This is a genomic window from Rufibacter ruber (assembly GCF_014138425.1).
GTDB lineage: Bacteria > Bacteroidota > Bacteroidia > Cytophagales > Hymenobacteraceae > Nibribacter > Nibribacter ruber_C.
Genome location: NZ_JACJIQ010000007.1, coordinates 110,187 through 134,181 on the forward strand (window position 1 = coordinate 110,187; position 23,995 = coordinate 134,181).

The following is a 23,995-nucleotide window of genomic DNA, read 5'->3' on the forward strand; positions in this document are numbered from 1 at the left end:
TGAGAACACGCTTACAGGTGTAACGTTAATAGAATGGGAATGGCAAGATACTGGTGGAAAGTGATGTGGCTGTGCGTGGTACTATTGATCAGCTGCAATGCGGTAAGGGTTTCAAACAAGGAAGCAGCAGATGATTTTCGGCTGGCCTCCTACAAAACTTTTGATTTTCAGTCTGACGCCACCGCAGAGACCGCTGCCTTTGAGCAGGAATTTGGCCTCTTGAGAAATGAAGTGGCCAAACAACTGCAAAAAAGAGGGTTACGGCAAAGCAGTGGCCAACCAGATTTATTGGTGAACATTGGGGCTATGATTTCAGAAAAAACGCAGACCCGTGAAACCAGGTTTGGGCAAGATGGTCCGTATTACACTGGACAGCGGCGCTATACCTGGAAAAGCCAGGAAGTACCGGTGGGTACTTACCAGGAAGGCACTGTTTCTGTCCATTTAGTTGACCGGGTGAAAAACGAGTTGGTATGGCGGGCAGACGCTGCGGCTGTCATACCCAATAAAAAAGAGAAACTGGAAGAGCGGATCAGAGAAGGGGTTGAAGAAATGTTTAAAGAGATTCAGTAGGGAGAGATCCCTGCTTTTCTCACTATTACTTAACATAATATAAATTATAAGACTTTTATCCGGTTCTTTATTCAGCGGCTTTCTTTGCTGGTCTGTAGTGATACAGTATGCCTGTATCAAAGGGTGTCCACCAGCTGGCTTTCTGCCCGCAGGCCTTTAACCCGTTGTTAGTCCAGGTGTTGCAGGTGTAAAAGAGATTATAACTTCCTTTTGCCTCATAAAAAGCATCATTGGTGCCATAATTGGCATCTGTTTTAACAGGCATGGTGCTACCTGCCGCATCCAGCTGGAACCGTTGCTGAATGTGTCTGATCAAGCGGCTGTACTGACTCTTGGTGAGCAAAATCTTCTTACACAGTTCATTTTCCTGCAGCTGCTGGTAAAAAGTGGCATGAATGGCCGAACTGCTCAACCCGAACATCGCTTTAAAGGCAGTACTGACCTTTAAGTCAGCCCACGTTGGTGTTTCCAGGTAAAAGCCTTTATCTCCCCAGCCAAAGGCCACATACCGGGCTTCTGTGACCGGCACCTTTGTGTCAGCCACAGATATGAAGCTGTTCCAGTCAAAAACCTCAGTTTTCAAAGGCACCACCAGGTCAGTATGCACGCCATTTGAGAGAATATAAATTTCCACCTCGCCCTGAGCAGAAGGTTCTTTGGGCACTAAAATCCTGGACAGGAAAAAGGCCGCCACCAGGTACAGCACCACCAGTGCCACAAGGGTAAGAATAAAAAGGGTCAGAAATTTAATGGCCACCCTCAGAGAAGTCAGATTTTTGAGGAACACATTCAGAGGTAAAGCGCATGCGGGGCAAGCGGGTAAACAATATCAGTACGTCCACACCAAATTGAAGGGCTGTTTTAGGGCTGTTTTCTGAAAAATACGTCTAAAACAGCGGTTTGCCAAATTTGATTTCGAACTAAAATCACAATCAGTTTCATTAGTTTTGCCACCCGTTTATTTGGCTTTTGAACATGAAATTTGATACCGCATCGCTGACCAGTCTTTCAATTCACCATGTTGGCAACAAGGGGTTGGAACAGAAACTGACACTTTCAGAGAATACGTTTGAACCCGGCAAAGAGCTCACTGAGAAGTTAGAGAAATTCTTCCTCACCAAGTTTAGCCAGGCACATGAGCGGTTTCACTTCACCCACCCCTCCTCTCTGCAGTTCAATGAGGTCTACAGCTACGCAGACAATATCTTTGCCGACAAAGCCGCTTTTCATGAAAACAGCCGGCAGATGGCCCGGCACCTGTTTGAAAGCTCCAGCCACCCCAAAATTAAACCCGGCGAACTTTATGTGTGCCATTTTATTAACTGCGAGGTGGAAGAACGTGTGGTAGAGGCCATAGGTATCTTTAAAACCGAAGTCAAGACAGGTTACTTTGACGTGCAGCGCAAGAACCGTGACTATACCATCTCCTACCTGGAGGGCATTGACAGCAATAAGTTTGACAAAGGCTGTATCATTTTCAACACCAAACCAGAAGAGGGTTTTATTGTAGCCATCATAGACAACCAGAACCGCGGCGAAGAAGCCCAATACTGGCGGGAGAATTTTCTGGGGCTCACCCAGATCAACAATGAGTTCCACCAGACCAACCACATCCTGAACCTGACCAAAGAATTCATCTCAGAACGCATGTCTGAGGAGTTTGAGGTAGAAAAGACAGACCAGATTGTGCTGCTCAACCGATCAGTGGAGTATTTCAACAAGCACGAGACATTTGACAAAGAAGAATTTGAAGCCGAAGTCTTTGGGCAGCCAGAACTGATTGAGTCCTTTAGGAACTATGACGGGGAATACCGGCAGAATTATGACATTGAACTGGAAGACAGTTTCAGTATTTCGCCGCAGGCGGTAAAAAAACAAGCCCGGGTGTTTAAAAGCGTCTTAAAGCTGGACAAGAACTTTCACATCTATATTCACGGCAACAAGGACATGATAGAGAAAGGCGTAGATGAGGATGGCCGTAAATACTACAAGCTCTTTTATGAAGATGAGGAGTAGTTTCCTGTTTTGGGGCTGTTTTCCAGAAAACAGCCCCAAAACAGGAAACTACAGCTACCCTCACCAGCTATTATCTCCAAAGCCAGTCTACAGCAACTCATCTGGCTGGTAGATCTAAAGCGGCTCTTACCTGAGCCCCACCCCTGGTTTGAAAGCTTCTTCGGCATTGGTATTTCCAGAAAGATGAAAATTTTTAAGAAGCCTTTCTAAAAGGAGTAGGTTTCAAGGGCGCTGTTTTTCTGTTTCCGGGCTGCTTTTCTTAAAACAAAGCAAAAACGCAAGCCCCCATTACAGAAGCTTGCGTTTCCAGATGAAATCTACTTAATTCCCTCTAAACCGTTAGTTCCTGCAGAACAGGCTGTCTAACGGTACTGATTTCGGCTCTGCCTTCATCTGAGCTGTCAAGGAAATAGCTCACAGCGGCCAGGGCAATGGCTATCACCAGGGCAGGCCAGAAGCCTTTTATCTCAAAATTGCGCACCAGTTTGTCAGCCAGCTTAATGACCACGGCCGCCACAATAATGCGCACAATACTGGTGAGCAGGAAGAACGTTACCAGGTTTAAAACGCCTCTTAGGAGCCACCCTATCAAGAAATTGAGAATTGCCACCAAGATAGCCACCCAAAGGGCCGTCCAGAAGCTTTTGATCTTTACCTGCGGCAGAATGTACGCCAGCAGCAGAATGACACCTGCGCTAACCAAGAGTTCAATAATCCAGTTCATTTTTCATAGTTTTAGTAGAACAATCAAGAACGTGTGGCCTCAACGGCCGAATTAGAATTCATATACTCCCATTGAGCCAAATTGGTTAGAGGGCCCGGCTAAACGACTTCACAAGCGCCTGCTGCAGCTCAGGCCATGCCGGCAGTCCCTGCTCCGGAAACCGCTGGTTTACCTCCAACTCTAGCCCCGCGTACTGCCGGGGGCTGAAACGTCTCCTCAGGTGGGTCACCAAACCATCTGCGGTTCCTTTGTACGGGTAGTTGTACCTGACCCTCAGGCCGGGAATTTCCTGCTCCAGAAGCTGTCTCCAGCGCGCAGAAAAAAGCTGCTCCCGCTCCCTAGCCGGATCATACAGCAAACCTATGTCTGCCTTCCTCTCTTTCCCCATTAGCTCAGGGGTGAAACTATGCACTGAGAGATGCAGCACTGGTCCGCCTCCCGCTACCCATTCCTGCACTTTCTGCTCCACCAACTGCCGGTACGGGTGGTAGTGCGTTGCCAGTATATCTGTTTTCTCTGCTGGCGAGGCTTTCTGGGTAAACTCTGAGAACAGCTGCGGATGGTGCTCAGAGCGGTTCAGCTCAACCAAAAGGCGGCTGGTGGTACTGAAAGTGGAAAAATGAGCGGTAGTAATAAACTGGTGGAACAGTTCCAGCGCACCTATGTCATACCCTCTATGGGATTGCAGCACCTGCTGGGCATTTATAAAATATTGGCTGTAATCCCGGGGTATCTCATTTCCACCGTGCTCACAGGTTACCAGCACCTTCACTTCTGCGGCATTGTTCATGCTTCAAAAAGTTTATTGTGGGCCAGGCAGTCTGCCAACTGACGGTACACCTTCTCTAGGGCTTCCTGGCCGGGGTTCTCCCCCAGAGCCTTCAGCAATCGCTGTGACAGACACCCCTGATTTAACATAATCTCCACACCACAAGACAATTCATCTGTAAATTCACCAGACGCCTTCACCTCCTGCCACAGATGTTGCCACACCTGTTTCAGGGTAGCCGTGTCCTCCTCCATACCAAGCATCCGGAGATAGCTGGGTTGGGTGATTTCTGTTTCCGGGCCGTTTTTCACAGATTGAAGGAAAACTGAAGCCAACCAGGAGGTTTCTACCTGCTGCTGCTCAGCATAACTAGCCCACTCCTCTCCCACCATTCTTTTGAGCACCTCCGTCACCAGTGACACAATTGCTATATCTGCCAGCGGGCATTCCTGATTGTCTATGATTCTGATCTCAATCGCCCCCCTTGAAAAGCGGGTAATAGCGCCCCGGGAATTAAGAAACTCCTCCTGCAAAATCCCCTCCGGGTCATACGGGGCAATGGCTTTGAACATAGGCAGGAAGATTTGCTCCTGGTACGCCTGTTCAGAGAAAACCGCCTCTGGCACCACCTCCCCGGCTATCAGGGGGATCTTCTGCTGATTTTTCCGGTACACTTCCAGCCGGCTGTCCAGGAAACCGGTCACCTGCCCGTCTAATACCGGCGAAGCCGCACTGAGGGCCGGGATCAACGGCAGGACCAACCGGATGGCTGCATGCAGACGCCCAAACTCCTCATCATTGGCAAACGGAAGGTTCAGGTGCGTGCTCTGCAGGTTTGACCAGCCGTGGCCCTGGCAATCAAACACTTTGTTATAGGCCTGGTAGATTTCACTCGATTCATGGGGCCAGAGCTTTGTTTCGTGATAAGGGTTCATGAACGGATGCGCCCCCGTGGGAAGCAGCATGGCATTGTGCCGCGCCAACAACTGGTTCACCCGCTGAACTTCGTTATAGAACTTTTCTGAAAGCGCAGAAAGGCATGGGGCGGGGCCATTGGTTTTTAACTCCAGCACGTGCAATACCAGCTCATTAGACCAGGCCATGTCGCCCCGCTCCACGTCAGATGTCAACTCTCCGGCTTCGGCTTTCAGCACCTCATCTGAGATGGGTTTTACCTGCAGGTTGTCTCGGTCTACAATCATGTATTCCATCTCCACCCCAAACCCCTGAAATAACCCTAGTCTATTGTTCATGTTGGTTCAGGTTCTTCTGGTTGTCAATGCGGCGTTTGATAGATTTCAGAATGGTTTGATACAGGTCTTTCTTCAGGATTTTGTCTTCCACGCCATAATCAATGTTGGGGTTGTCATTCACCTCAATGATATAGGCTTTGCCGTCTATCTCCTTCAGATCTACCCCATACAAACCGTCGCCAATCAAGTTGGCAGCTTTCAGGGCGGTATGCAGCACAAAAAAAGGAACATCTGCAAAAGGGACCGTTTCAAAATCACCGGTGATGTCTTTCTTTTTGCCGTCCCAGTTATAAATCTGCCAATGGTCTTTGGCCATGAAATATTTGCAGGCATAGAGCGGCTGCTTGTCCAGAATGCCAATGCGCCAGTCAAAATCAGTGGGCTTGAACTCTTGCCCAATGATGAGGTCAGACTCAGAGAGCATCTCCTGCAGCTGTTCCTGCAGCTCCTCTTCGGTTTTCACCTTCACCACGCCCTGGGAGAAAGAAGAATCTGGTTTTTTCAGGACGCAGGGCAAACCCAGCTCCTCGGTCACCTTGGCGCAGTTGTCGCGGTGAATGATCATAGATTTTGGAATGGGAACCTTCGCTTTGGTCAGAAGTTCAGCCAGATAGACTTTGTTGGTGCACCTCAGGATTGACACAGGGTCGTCAATCACCACCAACCCGTCAGCATGCGCCCTACGGGCGAAGCGGTACGTGTGGTGGTTCACAGAGGTGGTTTCCCGTATGAAGAGCGCGTCAAACTCTGAGAGCCGCCGGTAGTCTTCCTTGGTTATTAATTCGGTATAAAAACCAAGGGAGTCTGCCGCCTCTATGAACTGCTGAATGGCTTTGTCATTGCTGGGCGGGTCACTGTCTGCGTGGTTCACCAGAATGGCCAAATCATAGATTTTTTTGTTCGTTCTGATAGAAGAGAAACGGTTGCGGGCAAAATACGCCTTGGCAAATTTGTAGAGGTCCTTTAAATGGTGTTCTGGCACCTCGTTAACCGGAATGGGGTTAATGCTCTCCAGCACCCACTCCTTGTTGTAGACAAACTGCGCCCGGAGCAAAGGAGCCTGAAACAGGTCATGCAGTTGCTTGCTCAGTTTCTCATACTGCTTGGCCACATTCTGCCCAAAGTAAATACTCAGGGTGAAGTTCTTTGACTTTAACTTGGAAAGGCTTTTCTGGATGGTCTCATTGATCTCATCTGTAATGGCCCGCACTATGGTCTGGGATTTCAGGTCCTGAATGGTGGTGACGTTGGGAATTGCCCGGTGCCCGCGCGCCTCAGCCAGCAGTGATACATAGTACCCGCTGCTTTGGTATTTATAGGATCGGCAGAGGTTAAATATGCGGGCACTTTTAAGTTCAGTGTAGGCTGGGTCGGTGAGGTACCGCTGCGCGTCTACTATTTCCACGTCTTCTACGTCTAAGTCCCAGTCTTTGGGATTATTGACCACTACTAGTTTGCGCATGCAGGTGTTGGGGTTCGGTTGAAGTTTTGTTAGTGTTTTCTTTGGGTTCTATGGCGAGCAGATTGGCATCATAGGTCACTATGCCCAGCATAATGGCATTGATGAGACGCGACACCTGCACATTGTAATAGTTATTGCCAAAAAGGGGGTTCTCCTGATAAGGGTCCGCCACAATCACATGTTCTTTGTCCTGGTCATCTACAAACCCGGCCAGAACCACAAAATGGCCCAGGGGCTCCCCCCTTACATCATCATAGATAGACTCTCCCCGCTCATTGGTGCGCTCCCTGGCGCAGTTATAGAGGTAGGTGGCGCTGAGGCCGGTTAACAGGGGAATTCCGCGGGAGAAATAACTGTCCAGCAGGCTTGGGGTAAGGTCCCGGTAGCAGATCTCCCCTCCCAGCTCCAGAAACTCTATGTAAGCGCGGGTGGCCACCTGGAGTTTGGTATCAGACTTAAACAACAGTTGTTCCTTGAGGTTGGCAATGAGTTTCTCAGTGCTCTGCTTGAACCACGTGGGGTCAAACACGTGCAGGTTATAGGAGTAGATGCGGGCGCGGTACCCTCTTTTAAGGGCATGGCATCCCAATAAAACAGCCAGGGTTCCCCCTTCCTCCAGAAAAGACACCTCTGAGATCACCTGTTCCAGCGGTAGCGCATCCTGGAAATACTGGTATACCGCATGCAGGCTGGTGGGCCCGCAAGTGGAGTCATCTGGCTGGGTCAGGATTTTCAGGGAGTTGAGCAGCGTTACAGGTAGCACGGTCTAATTTTATTTGGCGTGCCTCTTATACGTTTTTTTACATAAGTGTTTTGCGCAATGGCCACAAGAACTGAGAAACAGGAGTGGTTTTACAGCCGTGTTATTTGTGAAGCAGGAAGATTTTCTTATCTTACCTGTAACAAACCGCCCCTATAGGTGTTATTAACTATAATTTTACCTTTACCCCTAGGCGCTGCAAACGTTTAGAACTAATTTTGGGGTAAGAAATAAATAGAAACAATTTGACACAGGTCTACAAACTAATTACCGCTTGAAAAAGGAAACCCCCTACCGCGCTATCATCATTGATGATGATGAGCTCAGCCGCATGATACTGGAGCGCCACATCAAGGCGACTCCTTCTTTGGAACTGGTAAAAGCATTCAACTCCAGCACTGAAGGCCTTGCCTGGCTTCTGCAGAACGAAGGTGTGGATATACTGTTTCTGGATGTAGAGATGCCCGAGATGACGGGCATTGACCTGCTCAGAACCCTCCCTAAAAAACCGCAGACCATTCTGATCACCTCCCACAAAGACTTTGCCCTGCAGGCCTTTGAACTTCAGGTGTCTGACTACCTGCTCAAACCGGTAGATTTCACGCGCTTCACCCAGGCCGTTCTCAACACCACCAGCAAACTGGAGGCAGTACAGAGCGCCCAGGCTGCACCGGCCCCACCAGCCGCGGCTGCGGCGGCCCAGCCAGATGAGTTGTTTGTAAAAGTAGACAACAAGATCATCAAGCTGAAATATGAGAACATCTCCTTCATAGAGGCCCGGGGTGACTATGTAGTCATCAACACAGAAAACAAGAAGCACATTGTCTATACCACCATGAGTGCCATAGACCAGAAGCTTCCCGCTGAGCTATTCCTGCGCATTCACCGCTCTTTTATCATCAACCTTAAGAAAATTGAGATGATAGAAGATGACTCCGTATTCATGCAGGAAAAATACATTCCTATTGGTGGCTCCTACCAGAGTAAATTTTACAGCAGAATCAACAAACTGTAAGTAGAGCCCACTATTTCCCTGACTCCCGTTTTCGGGCTGTTTTTACGAAAACAGCCCGAAAACGGGAGTTTTATTTTGTTCTTACTGAAGCAGTTACTAATATTGAACAAACGTTCAATCAATATGTCAAAAAGGGTTTTACAGCGAGAAACAAGCGTGCACGCGATCTTGGAGGCGGCCGTGGAGCTATTTGCTGAGCATGGATTTGAGGGTACCTCTATCCGGCAGATTGCGGTGAAGGCGGGAATTTCTTTAGGGCTTCTTTATAATTATTTCAGCAGCAAAGAAGAGTTGCTGAAAGCCATTATCTTGAGGGGAAGGAAAAGTGAAAAACTTGAGAAGCCCGAGGGATTAACGCCCTTTCAGGCGCTGGAGCACCAGGTCAGAAACTTTTTTCAGGAATTGCAGCAGCAACCTACTTACTGGCGCCTGCTTTATCTTCTGCGTTTACAGCCAAGCCTGAAGAACAGCCTAGGAGCAGAATTGGAAAAGGAAACACAGGCCCAAGCTAATTCTTTAGTCAGCCAGTTGGCAGCGGCGGGTTCCCATTCCCCTTCGGCGGAGGCGGCTTTGATGCTTGCTACCTTAGACGGCATTGCGCAGCAGTATCTCACGGTGCCAAATTTCCCGTTGCAAGATGTGATGATCCGGTATTTGCTCCAGCTCAAAAACCATCTTAACGCGTAAGTAAGAAACTAGTGCTTTGCGACCTTTCCATCCTTACAGCAAGCTTTTCTTTTTGCTCAAATCTATGTGAAGCGTTCTGTAGCAAATAGAGTTTACTTCTATCTGTTGGAGGGCTGCAAGACGGGTCAGGTATATTCTACCTACAGAATCTGCCGAAGCAATGTGGGGGTTCGGCTGCCCTGCAAAATAAATTTGGACTGAAGCCCCTGGAAGGACCTCCAGGGTTTTCGCATCTTTCACCTCTCCTACTATTCGCGGTCCTCCATCTGTAGCGAAAGAAAGCTGTATCTGCCTTTCCACTACACAACCGTCTGGCCTGCCATCTCCATATAGCGGTTTCCTGTTGACAATGAACCGGTTTTTAGGTGCCGAATCTACTATGAATTTGGGCAAAGCCACCTCCCTCCTGATAGAATTGCAGGATGACTGCCCCAGTAAAAGGCATAGGAGTAGAAAGGTAAAGAAGTAGTTCCGCATCAGCTTTAGTCTTAGGATTTACATCTCTGTGGGTTCTTTTCTGAGAATACCAGCTTCTGCGGTTCTGTCAATCAGGGCTTTGGCGAAGTCCCAAAGCGCCGCTGAACCGTTCTGGATGTGCTGGGTCTTCTGGATGACCTTCTCATACGGAATGCTGTGCTCTTTCCAGGTGCCGCCGCCGTTGGAGATGTTTTGCAGAATGGGCTCCAAGCGGTCCACCGCTTGGGCGTAGCGGGCTTCAGGTGTTTGGCCGGCTTCAAACTCTTCCCAGACATCAATGAATTCCCCGGCTTGTGCCTCAGGCAGCAACCTGAAAATGCGTTCTGCGGCTTTGCGTTCGGTTTCGGTATTGGTGTGGTTCAGCACCGTATCAAACAAGAAGGTGTCACCGGCGTCAATTTCCACCAGATCATGGATCAGCAGCATCTTGAGCACCTTCAGAATATCTACCGGCTCATTGGCGTGCTGCGCCAGAACCAGAGCCATGACCATGAGGTGCCAACTGTGTTCCGCATCATTCTCATGCCGGTCGCTGTTGAAGAGGCGGGTTTTGCGGGTGATATATTTCAGCTTGTCCACCTCATGGATGAAAGCCATCTGCTGGAGGAGCGTATCAAGATTTTCCATATGAAAAGGGCTGAGACGTTGAAGGGAAAGCAGTTCAGTAAAACTAAAATACAGTCAGCCAAGAGGAATTCTTCTGTAGCAGCCGTTTTTGGCCTGTTTTTCTGAAATCAGGCCAAAAACGGAAAAACCAGGAAGCGCTACTCTCTGGGTTTATGCCGGCTTTCCAATACCTGCACCACCTCGGCCAGAGAAAGACCGGAAGCTTCCAGCAGCACCAGCAGGTGGAAAATCAAATCAGCCGCTTCGCCTTTCATGGTGTCGGTTTTGCCGGCCACTGCGTCAATGACTACTTCCACGGCTTCTTCGCCTACTTTCTGGGCCATTTTGTTCAGACCTTTGTCAAACAGGAAGTTGGTGTAAGAACCTTCTATTGGATTTCTGCGCCGCTCTTTGATGGTTTGTTCCAGCTTGGAGATGAACTGCAAGGCTTTCTCAGTAGGTGAAAAGTTCTGGAAACTTCTTTGGTGGTAAGAATCTGCATCTCCCTCCACATCAAAGCAGGTTTCAGTGTTGCGGTGACAGGCGGGCCCGGTGGGATTTACCAGAATCAGGAGCGTGTCCTGATCGCAGTCCAGTTCTATCTTCACCACTTGGAGCGTATTGCCGGAGCTTTCGCCTTTGGTCCAGAGGCGGTTCTTGGAACGGGAGAAAAAGGTGACCAAGCCGGTTGTTTGTGTCTGCTGAAAGGCTTCTTCGTTCATGTAGCCCAGCATCAGTACTTTTCCGGTGGCGGCATTCTGTATGATGGCGGGCACCAGTCCCTCTCCTTTGTTGAAATCTATGGTCATATTTTTTGGATGTTAGACGCTAGATAGTAGATGTTAGATTTCTAAAAACTCAAAAGTCATATCACTAAAGTCTAGCATCTAAATACTAACATCTAATGTCTATTTTATTCTCTGCTAAAAACTGCTTCAGGCCGGGCAAGGGTACTTCCTGGAAGTGGAAAATACTGGCGGCCAAGGCGGCATCGGCACCGGCTTCAAATACATCTAAAAAGTGCTGGGCATTCCCGGCTCCGCCGGAGGCGATGACCGGCACAATCACGTTACGTGAAATCTCCCCCGTAATGTCTAGCGCGAAGCCGTTCTTAGTGCCATCGTTGCTCATGGACGTGAGCAGGATCTCTCCGGCGCCGCGCTCCACCACTTCCTTAGCCCAGTCCATGGCCCAGAGGCCGGTATCTACGGTGCCCGCTTTGCTGAAAACTTTCCAGCCTTCCGGCGTGCTTTTGGTGTCAATGGCCACGGTCACGCACTGGCTTCCGAAACGGCTGGCCAGCTCCGTGATCAGCTCCGGACGGTGAATGGCCGAGGAGTTCACCGATACTTTGTCGGCACCGTTCTGTAACAGCACCTCCACGTCTTCCACGGCACTGATGCCGCCGCCCACGGTAAACGGAATGTCAATGTAGCGGGCCACTTCGCGCACCAGTTCCACCAGGGTCTTGCGCTTTTCATTGGTGGCGGTGATGTCCAGAAACACCAGTTCATCGGCACCTTGTTTGGCGTACAGCGCCGCCAGTTCCACCGGATCACCGGCATCCCGGATGTCTTCAAACCGCACGCCCTTCACGGTACGTCCGTTCTTAATGTCCAGGCAAGGGATAATTCGTTTTGTGAGCATTTGGTTGACCTCACCCTAAATCCCTCTCCCACGGAGAGGGACTTTCAGGCTTTTCTGTTTTTTTCTTAATGGCGTTTTTGAGCTGTTTTCGCAAAAACGGTTCAAAAACAGCTTTACAATTTATGAATTCAACTGGCGCGAGTCTCTGGACTCGTGACAAAGGATGATGCGAGTCTCCAGACTCGCCGGGAGCCACCAGCCGGAATACGGGAGTCTGGAGACTCCCCACATCCCAAGTCACGAGTCTGGAGACTCGCGCCAGTTAATAGCCAGTAGAACGCTACCGAACCTCCTTCGCCAGGTCTTCCAACTTAATGGTGCCCTCATAGATGGCTTTGCCGATGATGGCGCCATGCAGACCGGCTTCGCGGAGCTGACGGACTTCTTCAATGGTAGTCACGCCGCCGCTGGCGATGAACTGCAAGGTGGGGAACTTTGTAATCAACTGCTGGTAAATCTCCAGCGAGGATCCCTGCAGTTTTCCGTCTTTGCTCACATCAGTACAGATGAACGTTTTAGCGCCTTTTTCAGAAAAAGAGGTCAAAAACGTCTCCAACGTGAGATCACTCTGCTCGGCCCAAGCATTGATAGCGATGCGGTTGTCTTTGAAATCGGCGCCCACAATAATTTTATCGGCACCATATTCCTTCAGCCATTTCTGCACGGTTTTGGGTTCGCGCACCGCAATGCTGCCGGCCGTGATCTGCTGGGCACCCGCATCAAACGCTTGTTGAATGGCTTCACTGCTTTGCAGGCCTCCGCCGTAGTCAATGTGCAGGCTGGTCTCGCGGGCAATGCGGGCCAGCACCGGCAGGTTCACCGGCTGTTTGGCGCGGGCACCGTCCAGGTCCACCAGGTGCAGGCGGCGCAGCCCGAGGCCTTCAAACTGTTTGGCTACTTCCACAGGGTCTGAGTGGTAAGTGGTCTGCTGCGCGAAGTCACCCTCGGTCAACCGGACGCATTTGCCCTCAATCAGATCTATTGCTGGAATAATTTCCATGGCTTAGAGATTTAAGAAGTTCTGGAGAATGTGCGCCCCCGCGGGACCGCTTTTCTCGGTATGAAACTGAACGGCGTAGAAGTTTTTGTACTGCAAGGCGGCACTGAACGGCTCTGGATACGAACTCTGCGCAATGGTATGCTCCGTGACCGGCGCATAGAAGCTGTGCACGAAGTAGGCATATTCATCTTCCTTGATACCAGCGAATAAACCGCTCTTGAGGTGGTGCAGATTGTTCCAGCCCATGTGCGGTACTTTGATAGCCGCATCAAACTTGCGTACGGGCACCGGAATGATGTTCAGCATCTCGGTATCGCCTTCCTCTGAGTGTTGGCAGAGCAATTGCATGCCCAGACAAACGCCCAGAAAAGGCTGCGTTAAGGTAGGCAACAGCGTGTCCAGGTTATTCGCTTTGAGGGCGCGCATGGCCGAGGAAGCCTCGCCCACGCCCGGGAAAATCACCTTGTCTGCGCTCTGAATTTCCTCGGCGTTGGAAGTAACGGTAGCCTGGGCACCCAGTCGCTCCAGCGCGAAGAGTACGCTCTGCACGTTTCCGGCTTTATAATCTACGATGACGATTTTCATTACAGTACGCCTTTGGTGCTGGGGATTTCCATCTTATTCACGTCGCGGACCAAGGCCATTTTAATAGCTTTGGCCACGGCTTTGAAGATAGCTTCGATTTTGTGGTGCTCGTTTTCGCCTTCAGCCTTGATATTGAGGTTGGCCTTAGAGGTGTCTGAGAATGATTTAAAGAAGTGCAGAAACATCTCAGTGGGCATGTCTCCTACTTTCTCGCGGGTAAACTTTGCGTCCCACACCAACCACGGACGTCCCGAGAAGTCGATGGCGGCATGCACCAAGGCATCATCCATTGGTAACAGAAAGCCGTAGCGGTTAATGCCGCGTTTATCACCAATGGCTTGTGCAAAGGCTTCGCCCAGCGCTAAAGCGGTATCTTCAATGGTGTGGTGCTCGTCAATGTGCAGGTCGCCTTTCACGTGGATGCGCATGTCAACGCCGGAGTGGCGCGCCAGTTGGTCCAGCATGTGGTCAAAGAACCCGAGGCCGGTCTGCATGTCTGATTTTCCTTCGCCGTCCAGGTTTATCTCCACGCTGATCTGCGTCTCGTTGGTGTTGCGCTGAATGGTGGCTTTGCGGGCGGGCAAACGCAGGAAGTTGTAGATTTCGTCCCAATCGGTGCTCACGAAAGTGGCGTCTTCATTGGTGCCTTCCTGCAGCAAGATGCTTTTAGAGCCAAGATTTTTGGCCATCTGCACATCCGTCAGGCGGTCACCAATCACGTAGGAATTGGCCAGGTCATAGTCACCGCTGAGGTACTGGCCCAGCATGCCCAGACGCGGTTTGCGGTTGGGGCTGTTCTCATGCTCAAAACTGCGGTCAATGTGAACGTGCGCGAATGTAATGCCCTCGCCTTCCAGAATCTCCAGCATCTTGTTCTGGTACGGCCAGAAGGTGTCTTCCGGGTATGAATCGGTGCCCAGTCCGTCTTGGTTGGTCACCATCACGAACTCGTAATCCAGCTCAATAAAGATTTTGTAGAGGTTCCGGATGACCTTCGGGTAAAAAGAGAACTTCTCGAAAGAATCTACCTGGTAATCGGTGGGCGGCTCCAGCAGAATGGTCCCGTCGCGGTCAATGAATAAGACTTTTTTCATTCGTTTAGTAGTAGCACGTATCGCGCAGCAAGTAGCACGACAATGGTTAAGTATGTGAGGCGCAAGCATCTGCTTGGGCAGAAGTTATTTCTGTTTTTGGGCTGTTTTTCAAAAAAGAGCCGCTAAACGCATTTTATATTTCTCTGGCGCGAGTCTTCAGACTCGTGACTTGGGATGAAGCGAGTCTCCAGACTTGCCGAGAACCACCAACCGGGACACAGGAGTCTGGAGACTCCGTTCATCCATCGGCGCGAGTCTCCGAACTCGTGCCAGTAGTTCTTGATTTCCGTTTTTGGCCTTTTTTGGAAAAACAGGCCAAAAACGGAAACGCGGTTATGCTTCCTGCGCCGCGTACGTTTGCAGTGCCTCCAGCAGATTGTAGTTTTCTGCGGGCGTACCTACCGTGATGCGCAGGCAGTTGGCGCAGCCGGGTTGGGTGGAACGGTTGCGCACGACCACGCCCCGCTCCAGCAGATAGCCATACAGTTCATTCGCGTTGGGCACCTGCACCAGCACAAAGTTCGCATCTGAGGGATACACCTTTTCAATGAGCGGAAGCGCTGCAAATGCATCTACCAAACGGGTGCGTTCCTGGATGATAACTTGCAGCATATCGTCTAGTTGGGCAGTTTTATCTAAAGCGGCACTTACCAGCTCCTGCGTCACCACGTTGATGTTGTACGGCGGCTTAATCTTGTTCAGGTAACCTATAATTTCCGGCGAGGCGAAGGCCATACCCAACCGAAGACCGGCCATGCCCCAGGCTTTGGAAAGGGTCTGCAACACCATCAGGTTCGGAAACTCATCTAAACGCGTGCTCCAGCTGGGCTCGTCGGTGAAGTCAATGTAGGCCTCATCTACCACCACCAAGCCGTTGAAAGACCGGATGAGCTGCTCAACCGTGGCAGAGTCCAGAATATTTCCGGTGGGGTTGTTGGGCGAGCACAGGAACAAAATCTTAGTACGCTCCGTCTGTTTAGCGGCTATTTTTTCAAAAACAGGCTGAAAACGCTCATCCAGCGGCACCCGCTGAATGCCCACGTTATGGATGTTCGCGCTCACCTCATACATGCCGTACGTGGGCGGCAGCAACAGCACCTCATCGCGGCCCGGTTCACACACCAGCCGCACCAGCAAATCAATGGCCTCGTCTGACCCGTTCCCGATGAAGATTTGCTCCGGCCGTACGCCTTTCAGCTTGCTCAGCTTCTCTTTGATAGTTTTCTGGTACGGGTCTGGGTAGCGGTTGTAATCCACGCCCCCGGCCAGGCTGCCCAAGTTGTTTTCGTTCGCGTCCAGATAGACGCTGGCCTCCCCCTCAAACTCATCACGCGCAGAGGAATAGGGCTTCAGTGACTTGAGGTGCGGACGGATGAAATTCTCTATGGTGAACATGTTTCAAATTTGGAGATTTGGAGATGAGGAAATTTGAAAATGGCTTCCTGCACCAAATCTTATTTCATTGTTTTACTTTTCTATTTATACAAGCTAAGCCTTCTTTTCCCTTTTGTCATCCTGAAAGGACCTTGTGGGCAAACTAGAAAAGCAGAAGCTCAACCGCTTCTACCGTTTGCCACCAAGATTCTTTCAGGATGACAAAGGAGGTCAGTTATGTTGATTAGATGTGTTGGCAAAAATAATTTTCTTATTTCCAAATCTTCACATCTTCTTATTTTCAAATCTTCGCAAGGCGAATCGTCACCGCGTTTTTATGGGCGTGCAGACCTTCGGCCTCAGCCATGGTTTCTACGGCGGGGCCGATGCGCTCCAGTCCCTCGCGGGTGAGTTGCTGGAAGGTGATTTTCTTCACGAAACTGTCTAAGGACACGCCGCTGTAGTTGCGGGCGTAGCCGTTGGTTGGCAAGGTGTGGTTAGTGCCTGAGGCATAGTCGCCTACCGATTCCGGACTGAAGTGCCCCATGAAGACCGAACCGGCTTGGGTAACGCCTTCCGCCAAAACCTCCGGCTCTGCCAACGACAGAATTAAGTGCTCTGGGGCGTACAGATTAGAGAAGGCTAACGCTTCGTCTAAAGAACCTACCACCACGCCCACGCTATTATCCAAGGCTTGCTGCGCCACCGTCTGCCGAGGCAGTTTCGTCACTTGTTCCGCCACTGCGGCTTGTACGTTTAGGAGCTGTTTTTCTGAATTCGTGACGAAAACAACTTGGGAATCCGGACCGTGTTCAGCCTGGGAAAGCAAATCGGCGGCCACGAAGTCGGCATCCGCTGAATCATCGGCGATGACCAAAACTTCTGACGGACCCGCCGGCATGTCAATGGCGACGCCCATTTGGGTTACCATCTGCTTGGCGGCCGTCACGTATTGGTTTCCGGGTCCGAAAATTTTATCTACCGCCGGAACCGTCTCCGTCCCGAAAGCCAGGGCCGCGATGGCTTGCGCCCCGCCCGCTTTGAGAATGCGTTTGATGCCGAGCCTATGGGCAGTGTAGAGAATAGTGGCGTTAATAGAGCCGTCTGCACTGGGAGGTGTGGCCAGAACAATCTCCTGGCAACCGGCAATCTGGGCCGGAATGCCCAGCATAAGCAGCGTAGAGAATAACGGCGCCGAACCGCCCGGAATGTACAAACCCACTTTCTGGATAGCCACCGATTTACGCCAGCAGGTCACGCCCGACATGGTTTCAAGCTGTTGTACCGGCTCCCGCTGCGCTTCATGGAAACGGTTTATGTTGTTGTACGCTAGCTCAATGGCGTCTTTTAACTCTTGGGCTACTTGCGGAACGGCAGCGGCAACTTCTTTGTCAGTAACCCAGACGTTTTGCAAGGTGGCTTTGTCAAATTTGGCCGCCAGTTCAATCAAAGCCGCATCGCCGCGCTGTTGTACCAGGTCGAAGGTCTGCTGAACGCCCGCCCGCAGTTGGTCCAATTTCTGGACCGAACGTTGGGTAAGGGCAGCCCATTCCTCCCGTTCAGGATAAAGATAGGTTTTCATCTTAGCCAATCATCTTTTCAATGGGAACCACCAAAATACCCTCGGCCCCGGCCTCTTTCAACTTCTGGATAATGTCCCAGAAATCGTCTTCGTTTACCACGGAATGCAACGAGCTCCAGCCTTCCTCGGCCAACGGAATAATGGTAGGGGATTTGATGCCCGGCAGCAGCGGCTTGATTTGTGGGATAGCCGAGTTTGGTGCATTTAAGACCACATATTTAGACTTCTGCGCTTTCTGCACGGCTTCCATCCGGAACAACAGTTGCTGGAGCAAATGGTTTTTCTCGGCATCCAGATTCTGGTTCGCAATCAAGACCGCCTCAGATTTAAAAACCGTTTCCACTTCACGCAGGCCGTTGCTGATTAAGGTAGAACCCGAAGAGACAATGTCACACACCGCATCGGCTAGGCCAATGCTGGGGGCAATCTCCACTGAGCCACTGATGGTATGGATATCCGCCTGAACACCTTTAGAAGTCAGGAACTCCTGCAGCAGGTTGGGGTAAGAAGTGGCAATGCTTTTGCCCTGCAGAGACGTTACATCAGCGTAGGCATCACCTTTAGAAACGGCCAACGACAGTCGGCATTTGCTGAAGCCCAGGTTTTTCACCGTCAATTGCTGCAGCCCTTCCTCCACCAGCACGTTCTGGCCCACAATGCCAATATCGGCTACGCCGTCGGCCACGTAACCGGGAATATCGTCGTCGCGCAGGAACAGGATTTCAAGGGGGAAATTGGTGGCCTCTGTCTTCAGTTTGGAAGAAGCACTGAGGAAAGAAATACCGCACTCACGGATGAGCTTCAGGGAGTCATCTGACAAGCGCCCGGATTTTTGGATAGCTAAGCGAATCATGTACTGGAAAATGCTGTAAAAACGTGGTAAACGCAAAACAAAGATAGGATCTGATCTGTGCCTCTCTCAGAAACACCTCAGATAAATGGAGCCCAGCCCCAGTATGGACGATATGATAGTTTTATTCCCCCTGAGAGGAATGGTGGAAATGATGGCAATGCACTCCGTGAACCGCTGCAGTGGCGGTCAAAGAAAGGAAGATATGTGCGAGAGTGCGGTTCATATTGCTGTGCCAAAGGTAAAAACCAATATTGAAGAAACAAGCATTTTCAATAAATGTTTTCCCTCTGCTGCCTCTTCTCCTCTCCATCAATTTCTATTTTTGGCCTGTTTTCATAAAAACAAGCCAAAAACAGCCTATGTGGCATTATTTTTTCTTAAAAAGATTGAGCCTTTTTCTGCAAGCCTTTGTTCCGATCAAACCAGGGGCTGTAATTTTGCCTAATACTTGCCGTGACCATGAAAAAAACATTAGTAGCTTCCCTCTTTCTGTTTTTAATCACCCTTTGCGCCAGCGCCCAGGTACAGCTTAAGCTACCGCAGGCCAGCCCTAGAAACAAGATCACCGCCACCATTGGCGTCACTGAAATAACCCTTGATTACGGGGCCCCCGGGGTCAAAAACAGAGAAGTCTGGGGCAAGCTGGTGCCGTATGGCCAGATTTGGCGCGCCGGGGCGAATGAAGCCACCACCATCACGTTCAGTACAGAGGCGCGCATGCTGCAGGAAAATATCCCGGCCGGGACTTATAGCCTTTTTGTGCTTCCCACAGACCCTGAGAATGCGTTGCTGGTTCTGAGCAAACAGAAGGGTTTATGGGGTACTGAAGGCTATGACCCTAAACAGGACGTAGTAAGGGTGCCCATGACGGCACAGGCCGCGCCCTTCCATGAAACCCTGCAGTATTCCATTAAAGATATACAGCCTTCCAGCGGCCGCCTTACCCTTAACTGGGCCGAGAAACAATGGTCAGCCCCCATTAGGGTGGAGACGCACAGCTTCGCCATGAAGGCCATCAAAGACTCCCTGGCAATGGCCAAACCCACTGACTGGAGTGCCTATGCGCAAGCGGTGAACTACCTGCTTCAGCAGAACCAGGACCACGAGCAGGCATTGACCTGGATCAACAAATCACTGGCCATTGAAGAAAATTTTTACAACACCTGGCTAAAAGCCAAGCTCCTGGCCCAGAAGAATGAATATGAAACGGCCCTTGAGCTGAACAAGAAAGCCCAGAAACTGGGTAAAAAAACCATGGAGTCTTACCAGGCCTACTCCAAAGAAATTCAAGAGGCTGAACAGATCTGGAAAGAGAAACGGTTCAACGTCAATTAATCCTGTTTTAGGCCTGTTTTGGTGAAAACAGGCCTAAAACAGAAGAAGCCCAGGCTTAGGTCTGGGCTTCTTCTGTTTTAGGCAATTGGTAAGTGCGTTAAAATTTGGCAATGAACCGCAGGTTCACCAGTCTCCCGGTGAGGTAGTTGGGGACTGCGTACGTGGTGTTGTTAAAGTCTTTGATGTAGTTGTAGGAAATCACATTGTTGGCCGCTATGAGGTTAAGCACCTCCAGGCTGAGCCAGAGACTCTTTAAACCAACTCCGTTTGCCTCTGGGGTGCCCGCAAGGGTAATGAGCTTGGAGAAGCCAATGTCAATGCGTTTGTACAGGGGGCCGGGGAAAATACTTCTGAAATTCAGCTCTCCGGGAGGACCAAACGGAAGCCCTGTGCTGAAGGCCATGTTCAGGTACATTCTAAGGGTGGGGTTGTTGGGCAGGTGGTCCTGAAAATAAACGCCCAGGTTCAGAAACTGGTCGGTGGGCCGTCTTATGTACCCTTTTGGCCCGGTGGTCTCCCGTTTGCCCGTTTCCTTGTTAAGGGCAACGGTGGAGTCACCGCTGATATCCTCCCGGGTTCTGAGAATCCCCAGGCTGAACCAGGACTCCTCCCCTTTCACAAACTCGCCGTTTACCCGCACATCAAATCCTAACGCATACGCAGTGGCCGGGTTCAGCGGCAGGTACCGGATACGCATGTTGTCCAGCTCATAGGGAATCACCGAGGGCAGGTATTTGTAATAGGCCTCTGTGGTAAGCTTGAACGGCCTTCCCCACTTCTGGAACCGGTATTCTGTGCCTGCAATGAAATGCCATGACTCCTGGTTCTGCACCCCGCGGTGAAGGTTGCCCTGCGGGTCACGCAACTCCCGGTACAGCGGTGATTGCACATACAGGCCCCCCGCTACTTTAAACGACCAGTCTGGCAACGAGGCAAACTGGCGGGCGTATTGCACCCTTGGGCTGAACGAGAGCTGCTGGTTTACAGACCAATAATGCAGCCGAACGCCGTAAGTCAAAGTTTGCAGGCTATCCAGGGCCCACTGGTGCTGGACAAATCCTTGCAGCCGCGTAGAAGCCAGGGTTTGGCTGCTGTTCAGGCTGGAAAGGTTGAAGACATAATCAGCTGAGTCCTGGAAGGCATACTCTTGCAAGACATCCTCTATCTCCTCCTGCCCCACTTTAAATCCCGCTGAAAATTCACTCTTCCGGGAGGCCTGCCAGGCCAGGCGGCCTTCTATGTTTTGGATAGCGGCTCTCAGGCGGTTTCTGGAGTAGTCATAGCGGGTGCCCACGCCGCGTTCGCCGCTGCAGCGGTTAAAGGGGGAAACTCCGGGGGCGGGCATCACATCACAAAACCGGTAGCCCGCCTCCAGATCACGGTACTCCCGCTCCTGGCTGTAAAGGCCTGACCAGATGAGTTCTGACCTGAAAGCAGAGTTGAATTCATGCTGCAGCCGTAGCCCTCCCTGCCACGTGGTGTACCGCATCAGCTCCTGCCCGTCATAGCCTACCAACAGCCGCAGCGGGGCACTCAGCGTCCCAAAGGTTGTTTCCCTGGTCTCTGGCCGCACCTGGTAATTGTTCCGGGCAATATTCCCCAGAAAGCTGATCTGGGTTTTAGGGGCGCTGCCGGTGGCTCTGTGCTCTCTGCTGGACAGGTCATAGGTCAAAAACGTCTGTACGTCATTGAAGGTAGGCCGGTAATCCCCTTCCACCTCCAGGCTGTTTAACACATAGGCAGCGTTTTTATGGCGGGCACCTAGCAGAAATCCCATTCGGCCGTTGGCCGAAGTGCCTTCTGCGTGCACAGAGCCGCCGGTTAAACCACCAGAAACCGAAGCGGCAAATTTGGTGGGGGTGCGGTACTGTATATCTAAGACCGAAGAAAGCTTGTCACCTAACCTGGGTTGCCAGCCCCCGGAAGAAAAGGTCACATCCTCCACCAGATCCGGATTGACAAAGCTGAGTCCCTCCTGCTGCCCGGTCACGGTCAGGAAAGGGCGGTACACTTCTATCCCGTTTACGTAGACCAGGTTTTCGTCATAACTGCCCCCGCGCACTGAATAACTAGAGGAAAGTTCATTGTTGTTGGTTACGCCGGGCAGCGTGAGCAGGATTTTGTTGAACTCCTGAAAAGGCGACGGCAGCGTTTGGGTAAGCCGCGGGTCCAGCCGGGTTATGCTCACCTGGCTGCGGGTGTCATTGGGCTTGCGGGCCTTTATCTCTACAGTCTCCAGTTGGCTAGCCCCCGCCAGCAGCTCCACCCGCAGAAACCTGGTCTCATTGGGAAGCAGCGTGACCTCCCGGGTTGCGGACTCGTAGCCTATATAGCTGAATGTAAGGGCATAGGCCTTGCCCGGCTGAAGCGACAGTTTAAACTGGCCTCTGGCGTTGGTTTGCGTGGAAAGTGGTGCCTCCCGCAAAGTCACAGAGGCGCCCACCAACGGATTTTGAACCGAGTCAGTGACAATGCCTTGTACGTACGCTTGCTGCGCCCAAGCAGGAAAGCTCAGGAAAACCCACATACACAGCCACCATACGCACCGCTTCGGCATTAAGCTTAGAAAGAAATTTGTTTTAAATCATGAATAGTCTGGGTGGGGTTGGCTGAGTTGAAGACAAAGGATCCTGCCACCAATACATCTGCCCCCGCTTTGAGTAACGCAGGCGCGTTCTCCTGGTTAACCCCGCCATCAACTTCTATAAGACAAGCAGACTGGCTTTCCTGAATCATAGCTTTCAGCTGCTCAATCTTCTTATAGGTATGCTGAATAAACTTCTGCCCGCCAAAACCCGGGTTTACTGACATAAGAATCACCAGGTCCAGATCCTGGATTACGTCTGCCAGCACTTGCACGCTGGTGTGGGGGTTTAACGCCACCCCAGCTTTGGCACCAGTGGCCTTAATCTGCTGAAGCGTGCGGTGCAGGTGCGGGCAAGCCTCATAATGAACAGAGATGTACTCGGCCCCGGCCGCTCTGAACTGCTCAATGTACTGCTCTGGCTGCTCTATCATCAAATGAACATCCAGGGGTTTGGTAGCTACTTTCTGGATAGCCTGTACCACCGGAAAGCCAAACGAGATATTTGGCACGAAGCGCCCGTCCATGATATCAACGTGAATCCAGTCAGAGGTGCTGTTGTTGAGCATTTGTACATCAGTGGCAAGTTGGCCAAAATTGGCAGCCAAGACAGAAGGGGCAATGAAATGAGGCATTTTCTTTGAATTTTACTTCTACAAAGCAACACTTTCTGCTCTCAAAAACCAATGGTAGCGCCAAGAAATGGCAACAGTGGCGGCAGATTATTTAAGAATGTTTGAATTGAGGTAACCCGGCAGATTCTGTTTTTGGCTTGTTTTTATGAAAACAAGCCAAAAACAGAATCTGCCGGGCTTGTAGGATAAAAAAAACGTCCATCAAGTTCTATTTGATGGACGTTTCAACTGATACTTATTTAAAAAGGTGGCGGTTATATTTTTCCGGTTTCCACCAGTTCTTCTATGACATCATTGCCTTCCTGAATGTAGTCAACCCCCCGCTCACAGGCGTTGCCAGAACCATCATTGCAGTATTGGTAAACTTTTGAGTGGCGGTACACCGGACCTACCTGAAATGCCAGCACTTCATAGCGGTCATCTAAGACCAGCAGGTCTTTGTAGTAGTTTTTCAGGATTTTCACCGTCTTGTCATACTTCCTGCTGTTCATCTCAAAGGCTTCCCCGGCGTTCTCGTAGGCATAGATGGTGTCTGTGGTCGAAATCTTAGAGAAGGCATCATGCACCCAGGTTTTGCCAGAAACCACCGGAAACACCATCAAGACCGTGCTTCTGTTGTTTTCCTGTACCTGCAGGCTGGTGGGTGAGGCAGATAAAAGCTTCACCCCTTTTACTGACCAGGAGCTGGCCCCCGGCTCTCTGCGGCTTACTTCTACTCTGTACCACTCTTTCCCGGTCTGGTCTTTGGTGATGGCATCTATCAGCTCCCTGCGCTCATACTCAGTGGTCTGCCCCACATTGTCGCGGTACCTGGTCTCCGTGACATGGTAGATGCGGTAGCTCCCTACTTCCAGGGGATAGTAGTCATAGCCCTGCTTGACAGGGTCTAACACTACCTCCTCATCACTGCAGGAGGAAAAGAAACCGGCAACCAGTGCCAATACGATCAAGATGCGTCTCATAG

25 protein-coding genes are annotated in these 23,995 nt (G+C 50.8%); 6 read left to right on the plus strand and 19 right to left on the minus strand.

Annotation, left to right across the window (positions count from 1 at the left end; genetic code table 11):
* The first annotated feature begins 39 nt into the window (after positions 1 to 39).
* Positions 40 to 573: a DUF4136 domain-containing protein gene (locus FHS90_RS09965; RefSeq protein ID WP_182512942.1), complete on the plus strand. Its 534-nt coding sequence runs from the start codon at positions 40 to 42 to the stop codon at positions 571 to 573.
* Positions 574 to 640: 67 nt separating this feature from the next.
* On the opposite strand, the gene FHS90_RS09970 is transcribed toward FHS90_RS09965, so the two are convergent.
* Positions 641 to 1,330, minus strand: a complete 690-nt coding sequence (locus FHS90_RS09970; protein ID WP_343049652.1) for a TIGR02117 family protein — start codon at positions 1,328 to 1,330, stop codon at positions 641 to 643.
* Positions 1,331 to 1,548: 218 nt separating this feature from the next.
* Between FHS90_RS09970 and FHS90_RS09975 the strand changes: the two genes are divergently transcribed.
* Entirely contained in the window at positions 1,549 to 2,589 is a 1,041-nt protein-coding gene (locus tag FHS90_RS09975) for a nucleoid-associated protein (protein WP_082893616.1), read from the plus strand.
* A 331-nt stretch (positions 2,590 to 2,920) separates the two neighbouring features.
* On the opposite strand, the gene FHS90_RS09980 is transcribed toward FHS90_RS09975, so the two are convergent.
* From FHS90_RS09980 to FHS90_RS10000, 5 genes are all read right to left on the minus strand, one after another.
* Positions 2,921 to 3,313 carry a phage holin family protein gene (locus tag FHS90_RS09980; RefSeq protein WP_066835459.1) on the minus strand — a complete coding sequence of 131 codons (393 nt, stop codon included), beginning with the start codon at positions 3,311 to 3,313 and terminating at the stop codon, positions 2,921 to 2,923.
* 85 nt (positions 3,314 to 3,398) lie between these two features.
* Positions 3,399 to 4,103: an N-formylglutamate amidohydrolase gene (locus FHS90_RS09985; RefSeq protein ID WP_182512943.1), complete on the minus strand. Its 705-nt coding sequence runs from the start codon at positions 4,101 to 4,103 to the stop codon at positions 3,399 to 3,401.
* Positions 4,100 to 5,335: a carboxylate-amine ligase gene (locus tag FHS90_RS09990; RefSeq protein ID WP_182512944.1), complete on the minus strand. Its 1,236-nt coding sequence runs from the start codon at positions 5,333 to 5,335 to the stop codon at positions 4,100 to 4,102. The genes FHS90_RS09985 and FHS90_RS09990 overlap by 4 nt, the downstream gene beginning before the upstream one ends.
* Positions 5,325 to 6,797: a RimK family ATP-grasp domain-containing protein gene (locus FHS90_RS09995; RefSeq protein WP_066835452.1), complete on the minus strand. Its 1,473-nt coding sequence runs from the start codon at positions 6,795 to 6,797 to the stop codon at positions 5,325 to 5,327. The genes FHS90_RS09990 and FHS90_RS09995 overlap by 11 nt, the downstream gene beginning before the upstream one ends.
* A complete protein-coding gene (locus FHS90_RS10000) occupies positions 6,772 to 7,560 on the minus strand; it encodes a peptidase-C39 like family protein (protein ID WP_082893614.1) in 789 nt (262 codons plus the stop codon). The genes FHS90_RS09995 and FHS90_RS10000 overlap by 26 nt, the downstream gene beginning before the upstream one ends.
* A 271-nt stretch (positions 7,561 to 7,831) precedes the next feature.
* On the opposite strand from FHS90_RS10000, the gene FHS90_RS10005 reads away from it, so the two are divergent.
* A complete protein-coding gene (locus FHS90_RS10005) occupies positions 7,832 to 8,572 on the plus strand; it encodes a LytR/AlgR family response regulator transcription factor (RefSeq protein ID WP_182512945.1) in 741 nt (246 codons plus the stop codon).
* A 75-nt stretch (positions 8,573 to 8,647) separates the two neighbouring features.
* Positions 8,648 to 9,259: a TetR/AcrR family transcriptional regulator gene (locus tag FHS90_RS10010; RefSeq protein WP_182512946.1), complete on the plus strand. Its 612-nt coding sequence runs from the start codon at positions 8,648 to 8,650 to the stop codon at positions 9,257 to 9,259.
* Positions 9,260 to 9,292: 33 nt separating this feature from the next.
* Here the strand turns inward: FHS90_RS10010 and FHS90_RS10015 are convergent, their stop codons facing one another.
* The 10 genes from FHS90_RS10015 to hisG all read right to left on the minus strand — a co-directional run bounded on the left by FHS90_RS10015 (position 9,293) and on the right by hisG (position 18,477).
* Entirely contained in the window at positions 9,293 to 9,736 is a 444-nt protein-coding gene (locus tag FHS90_RS10015) for a hypothetical protein (RefSeq protein WP_182512947.1), read from the minus strand.
* Positions 9,737 to 9,754: 18 nt separating this feature from the next.
* Positions 9,755 to 10,363 (minus strand): HD domain-containing protein, encoded by a 609-nt coding sequence (locus tag FHS90_RS10020; protein ID WP_182512948.1) that lies wholly within the window; start codon positions 10,361 to 10,363, stop codon positions 9,755 to 9,757.
* A 137-nt stretch (positions 10,364 to 10,500) separates the two neighbouring features.
* Entirely contained in the window at positions 10,501 to 11,151 is a 651-nt protein-coding gene (hisIE, locus tag FHS90_RS10025; protein ID WP_182512949.1) for a bifunctional phosphoribosyl-AMP cyclohydrolase/phosphoribosyl-ATP diphosphatase HisIE, read from the minus strand.
* Positions 11,152 to 11,236: 85 nt separating this feature from the next.
* A complete protein-coding gene (hisF, locus tag FHS90_RS10030) occupies positions 11,237 to 11,989 on the minus strand; it encodes an imidazole glycerol phosphate synthase subunit HisF (RefSeq protein WP_066835442.1) in 753 nt (250 codons plus the stop codon).
* 280 nt (positions 11,990 to 12,269) lie between these two features.
* The gene (gene hisA / locus FHS90_RS10035) at positions 12,270 to 12,989 is read right to left on the minus strand and encodes a 1-(5-phosphoribosyl)-5-[(5-phosphoribosylamino)methylideneamino]imidazole-4-carboxamide isomerase (protein WP_182512950.1); all 720 of its coding nucleotides are present in this window, start codon (positions 12,987 to 12,989) and stop codon (positions 12,270 to 12,272) included.
* Between the two features lie 3 nt (positions 12,990 to 12,992).
* On the minus strand, positions 12,993 to 13,574 hold the full coding sequence (gene hisH, locus FHS90_RS10040) for an imidazole glycerol phosphate synthase subunit HisH (protein WP_182512951.1): 582 nt from the start codon (positions 13,572 to 13,574) through the stop codon (positions 12,993 to 12,995).
* Positions 13,574 to 14,668, minus strand: coding sequence for a bifunctional histidinol-phosphatase/imidazoleglycerol-phosphate dehydratase HisB (gene hisB, locus FHS90_RS10045; RefSeq protein WP_182512952.1), 1,095 nt, complete (start codon positions 14,666 to 14,668; stop codon positions 13,574 to 13,576). Before hisB ends, hisH begins: the two co-directional genes overlap by 1 nt.
* 333 nt (positions 14,669 to 15,001) lie before the next feature.
* A complete protein-coding gene (gene hisC / locus FHS90_RS10050) occupies positions 15,002 to 16,063 on the minus strand; it encodes a histidinol-phosphate transaminase (protein ID WP_182512953.1) in 1,062 nt (353 codons plus the stop codon).
* 280 nt (positions 16,064 to 16,343) lie between these two features.
* Positions 16,344 to 17,624 carry a histidinol dehydrogenase gene (gene hisD / locus FHS90_RS10055; protein WP_182512954.1) on the minus strand — a complete coding sequence of 427 codons (1,281 nt, stop codon included), beginning with the start codon at positions 17,622 to 17,624 and terminating at the stop codon, positions 16,344 to 16,346.
* Between the two features lies 1 nt (position 17,625).
* Positions 17,626 to 18,477 (minus strand): ATP phosphoribosyltransferase, encoded by an 852-nt coding sequence (gene hisG, locus FHS90_RS10060; RefSeq protein WP_182512955.1) that lies wholly within the window; start codon positions 18,475 to 18,477, stop codon positions 17,626 to 17,628.
* Between the two features lie 103 nt (positions 18,478 to 18,580).
* On the opposite strand from hisG, the gene FHS90_RS10065 reads away from it, so the two are divergent.
* Together FHS90_RS10065 and FHS90_RS10070 are read left to right on the plus strand one after the other, a co-directional pair.
* The gene (locus FHS90_RS10065; protein ID WP_182512956.1) at positions 18,581 to 18,922 is read left to right on the plus strand and encodes a hypothetical protein; all 342 of its coding nucleotides are present in this window, start codon (positions 18,581 to 18,583) and stop codon (positions 18,920 to 18,922) included.
* Positions 18,923 to 18,936: 14 nt separating this feature from the next.
* The gene (locus tag FHS90_RS10070) at positions 18,937 to 19,812 is read left to right on the plus strand and encodes a DUF2911 domain-containing protein (RefSeq protein WP_182512957.1); all 876 of its coding nucleotides are present in this window, start codon (positions 18,937 to 18,939) and stop codon (positions 19,810 to 19,812) included.
* 97 nt (positions 19,813 to 19,909) lie between these two features.
* Here FHS90_RS10070 and FHS90_RS10075 read toward each other — a convergent pair whose 3' ends face one another.
* From FHS90_RS10075 to FHS90_RS10085, 3 genes are all read right to left on the minus strand, one after another.
* Entirely contained in the window at positions 19,910 to 22,339 is a 2,430-nt protein-coding gene (locus FHS90_RS10075; protein WP_182512958.1) for a TonB-dependent receptor, read from the minus strand.
* A 35-nt stretch (positions 22,340 to 22,374) separates the two neighbouring features.
* The gene (gene rpe / locus FHS90_RS10080) at positions 22,375 to 23,031 is read right to left on the minus strand and encodes a ribulose-phosphate 3-epimerase (RefSeq protein ID WP_182512959.1); all 657 of its coding nucleotides are present in this window, start codon (positions 23,029 to 23,031) and stop codon (positions 22,375 to 22,377) included.
* 254 nt (positions 23,032 to 23,285) lie between these two features.
* Positions 23,286 to 23,993: a hypothetical protein gene (locus FHS90_RS10085; RefSeq protein ID WP_182512960.1), complete on the minus strand. Its 708-nt coding sequence runs from the start codon at positions 23,991 to 23,993 to the stop codon at positions 23,286 to 23,288.
* Between the last annotated feature and the right edge of the window lie 2 nt (positions 23,994 to 23,995).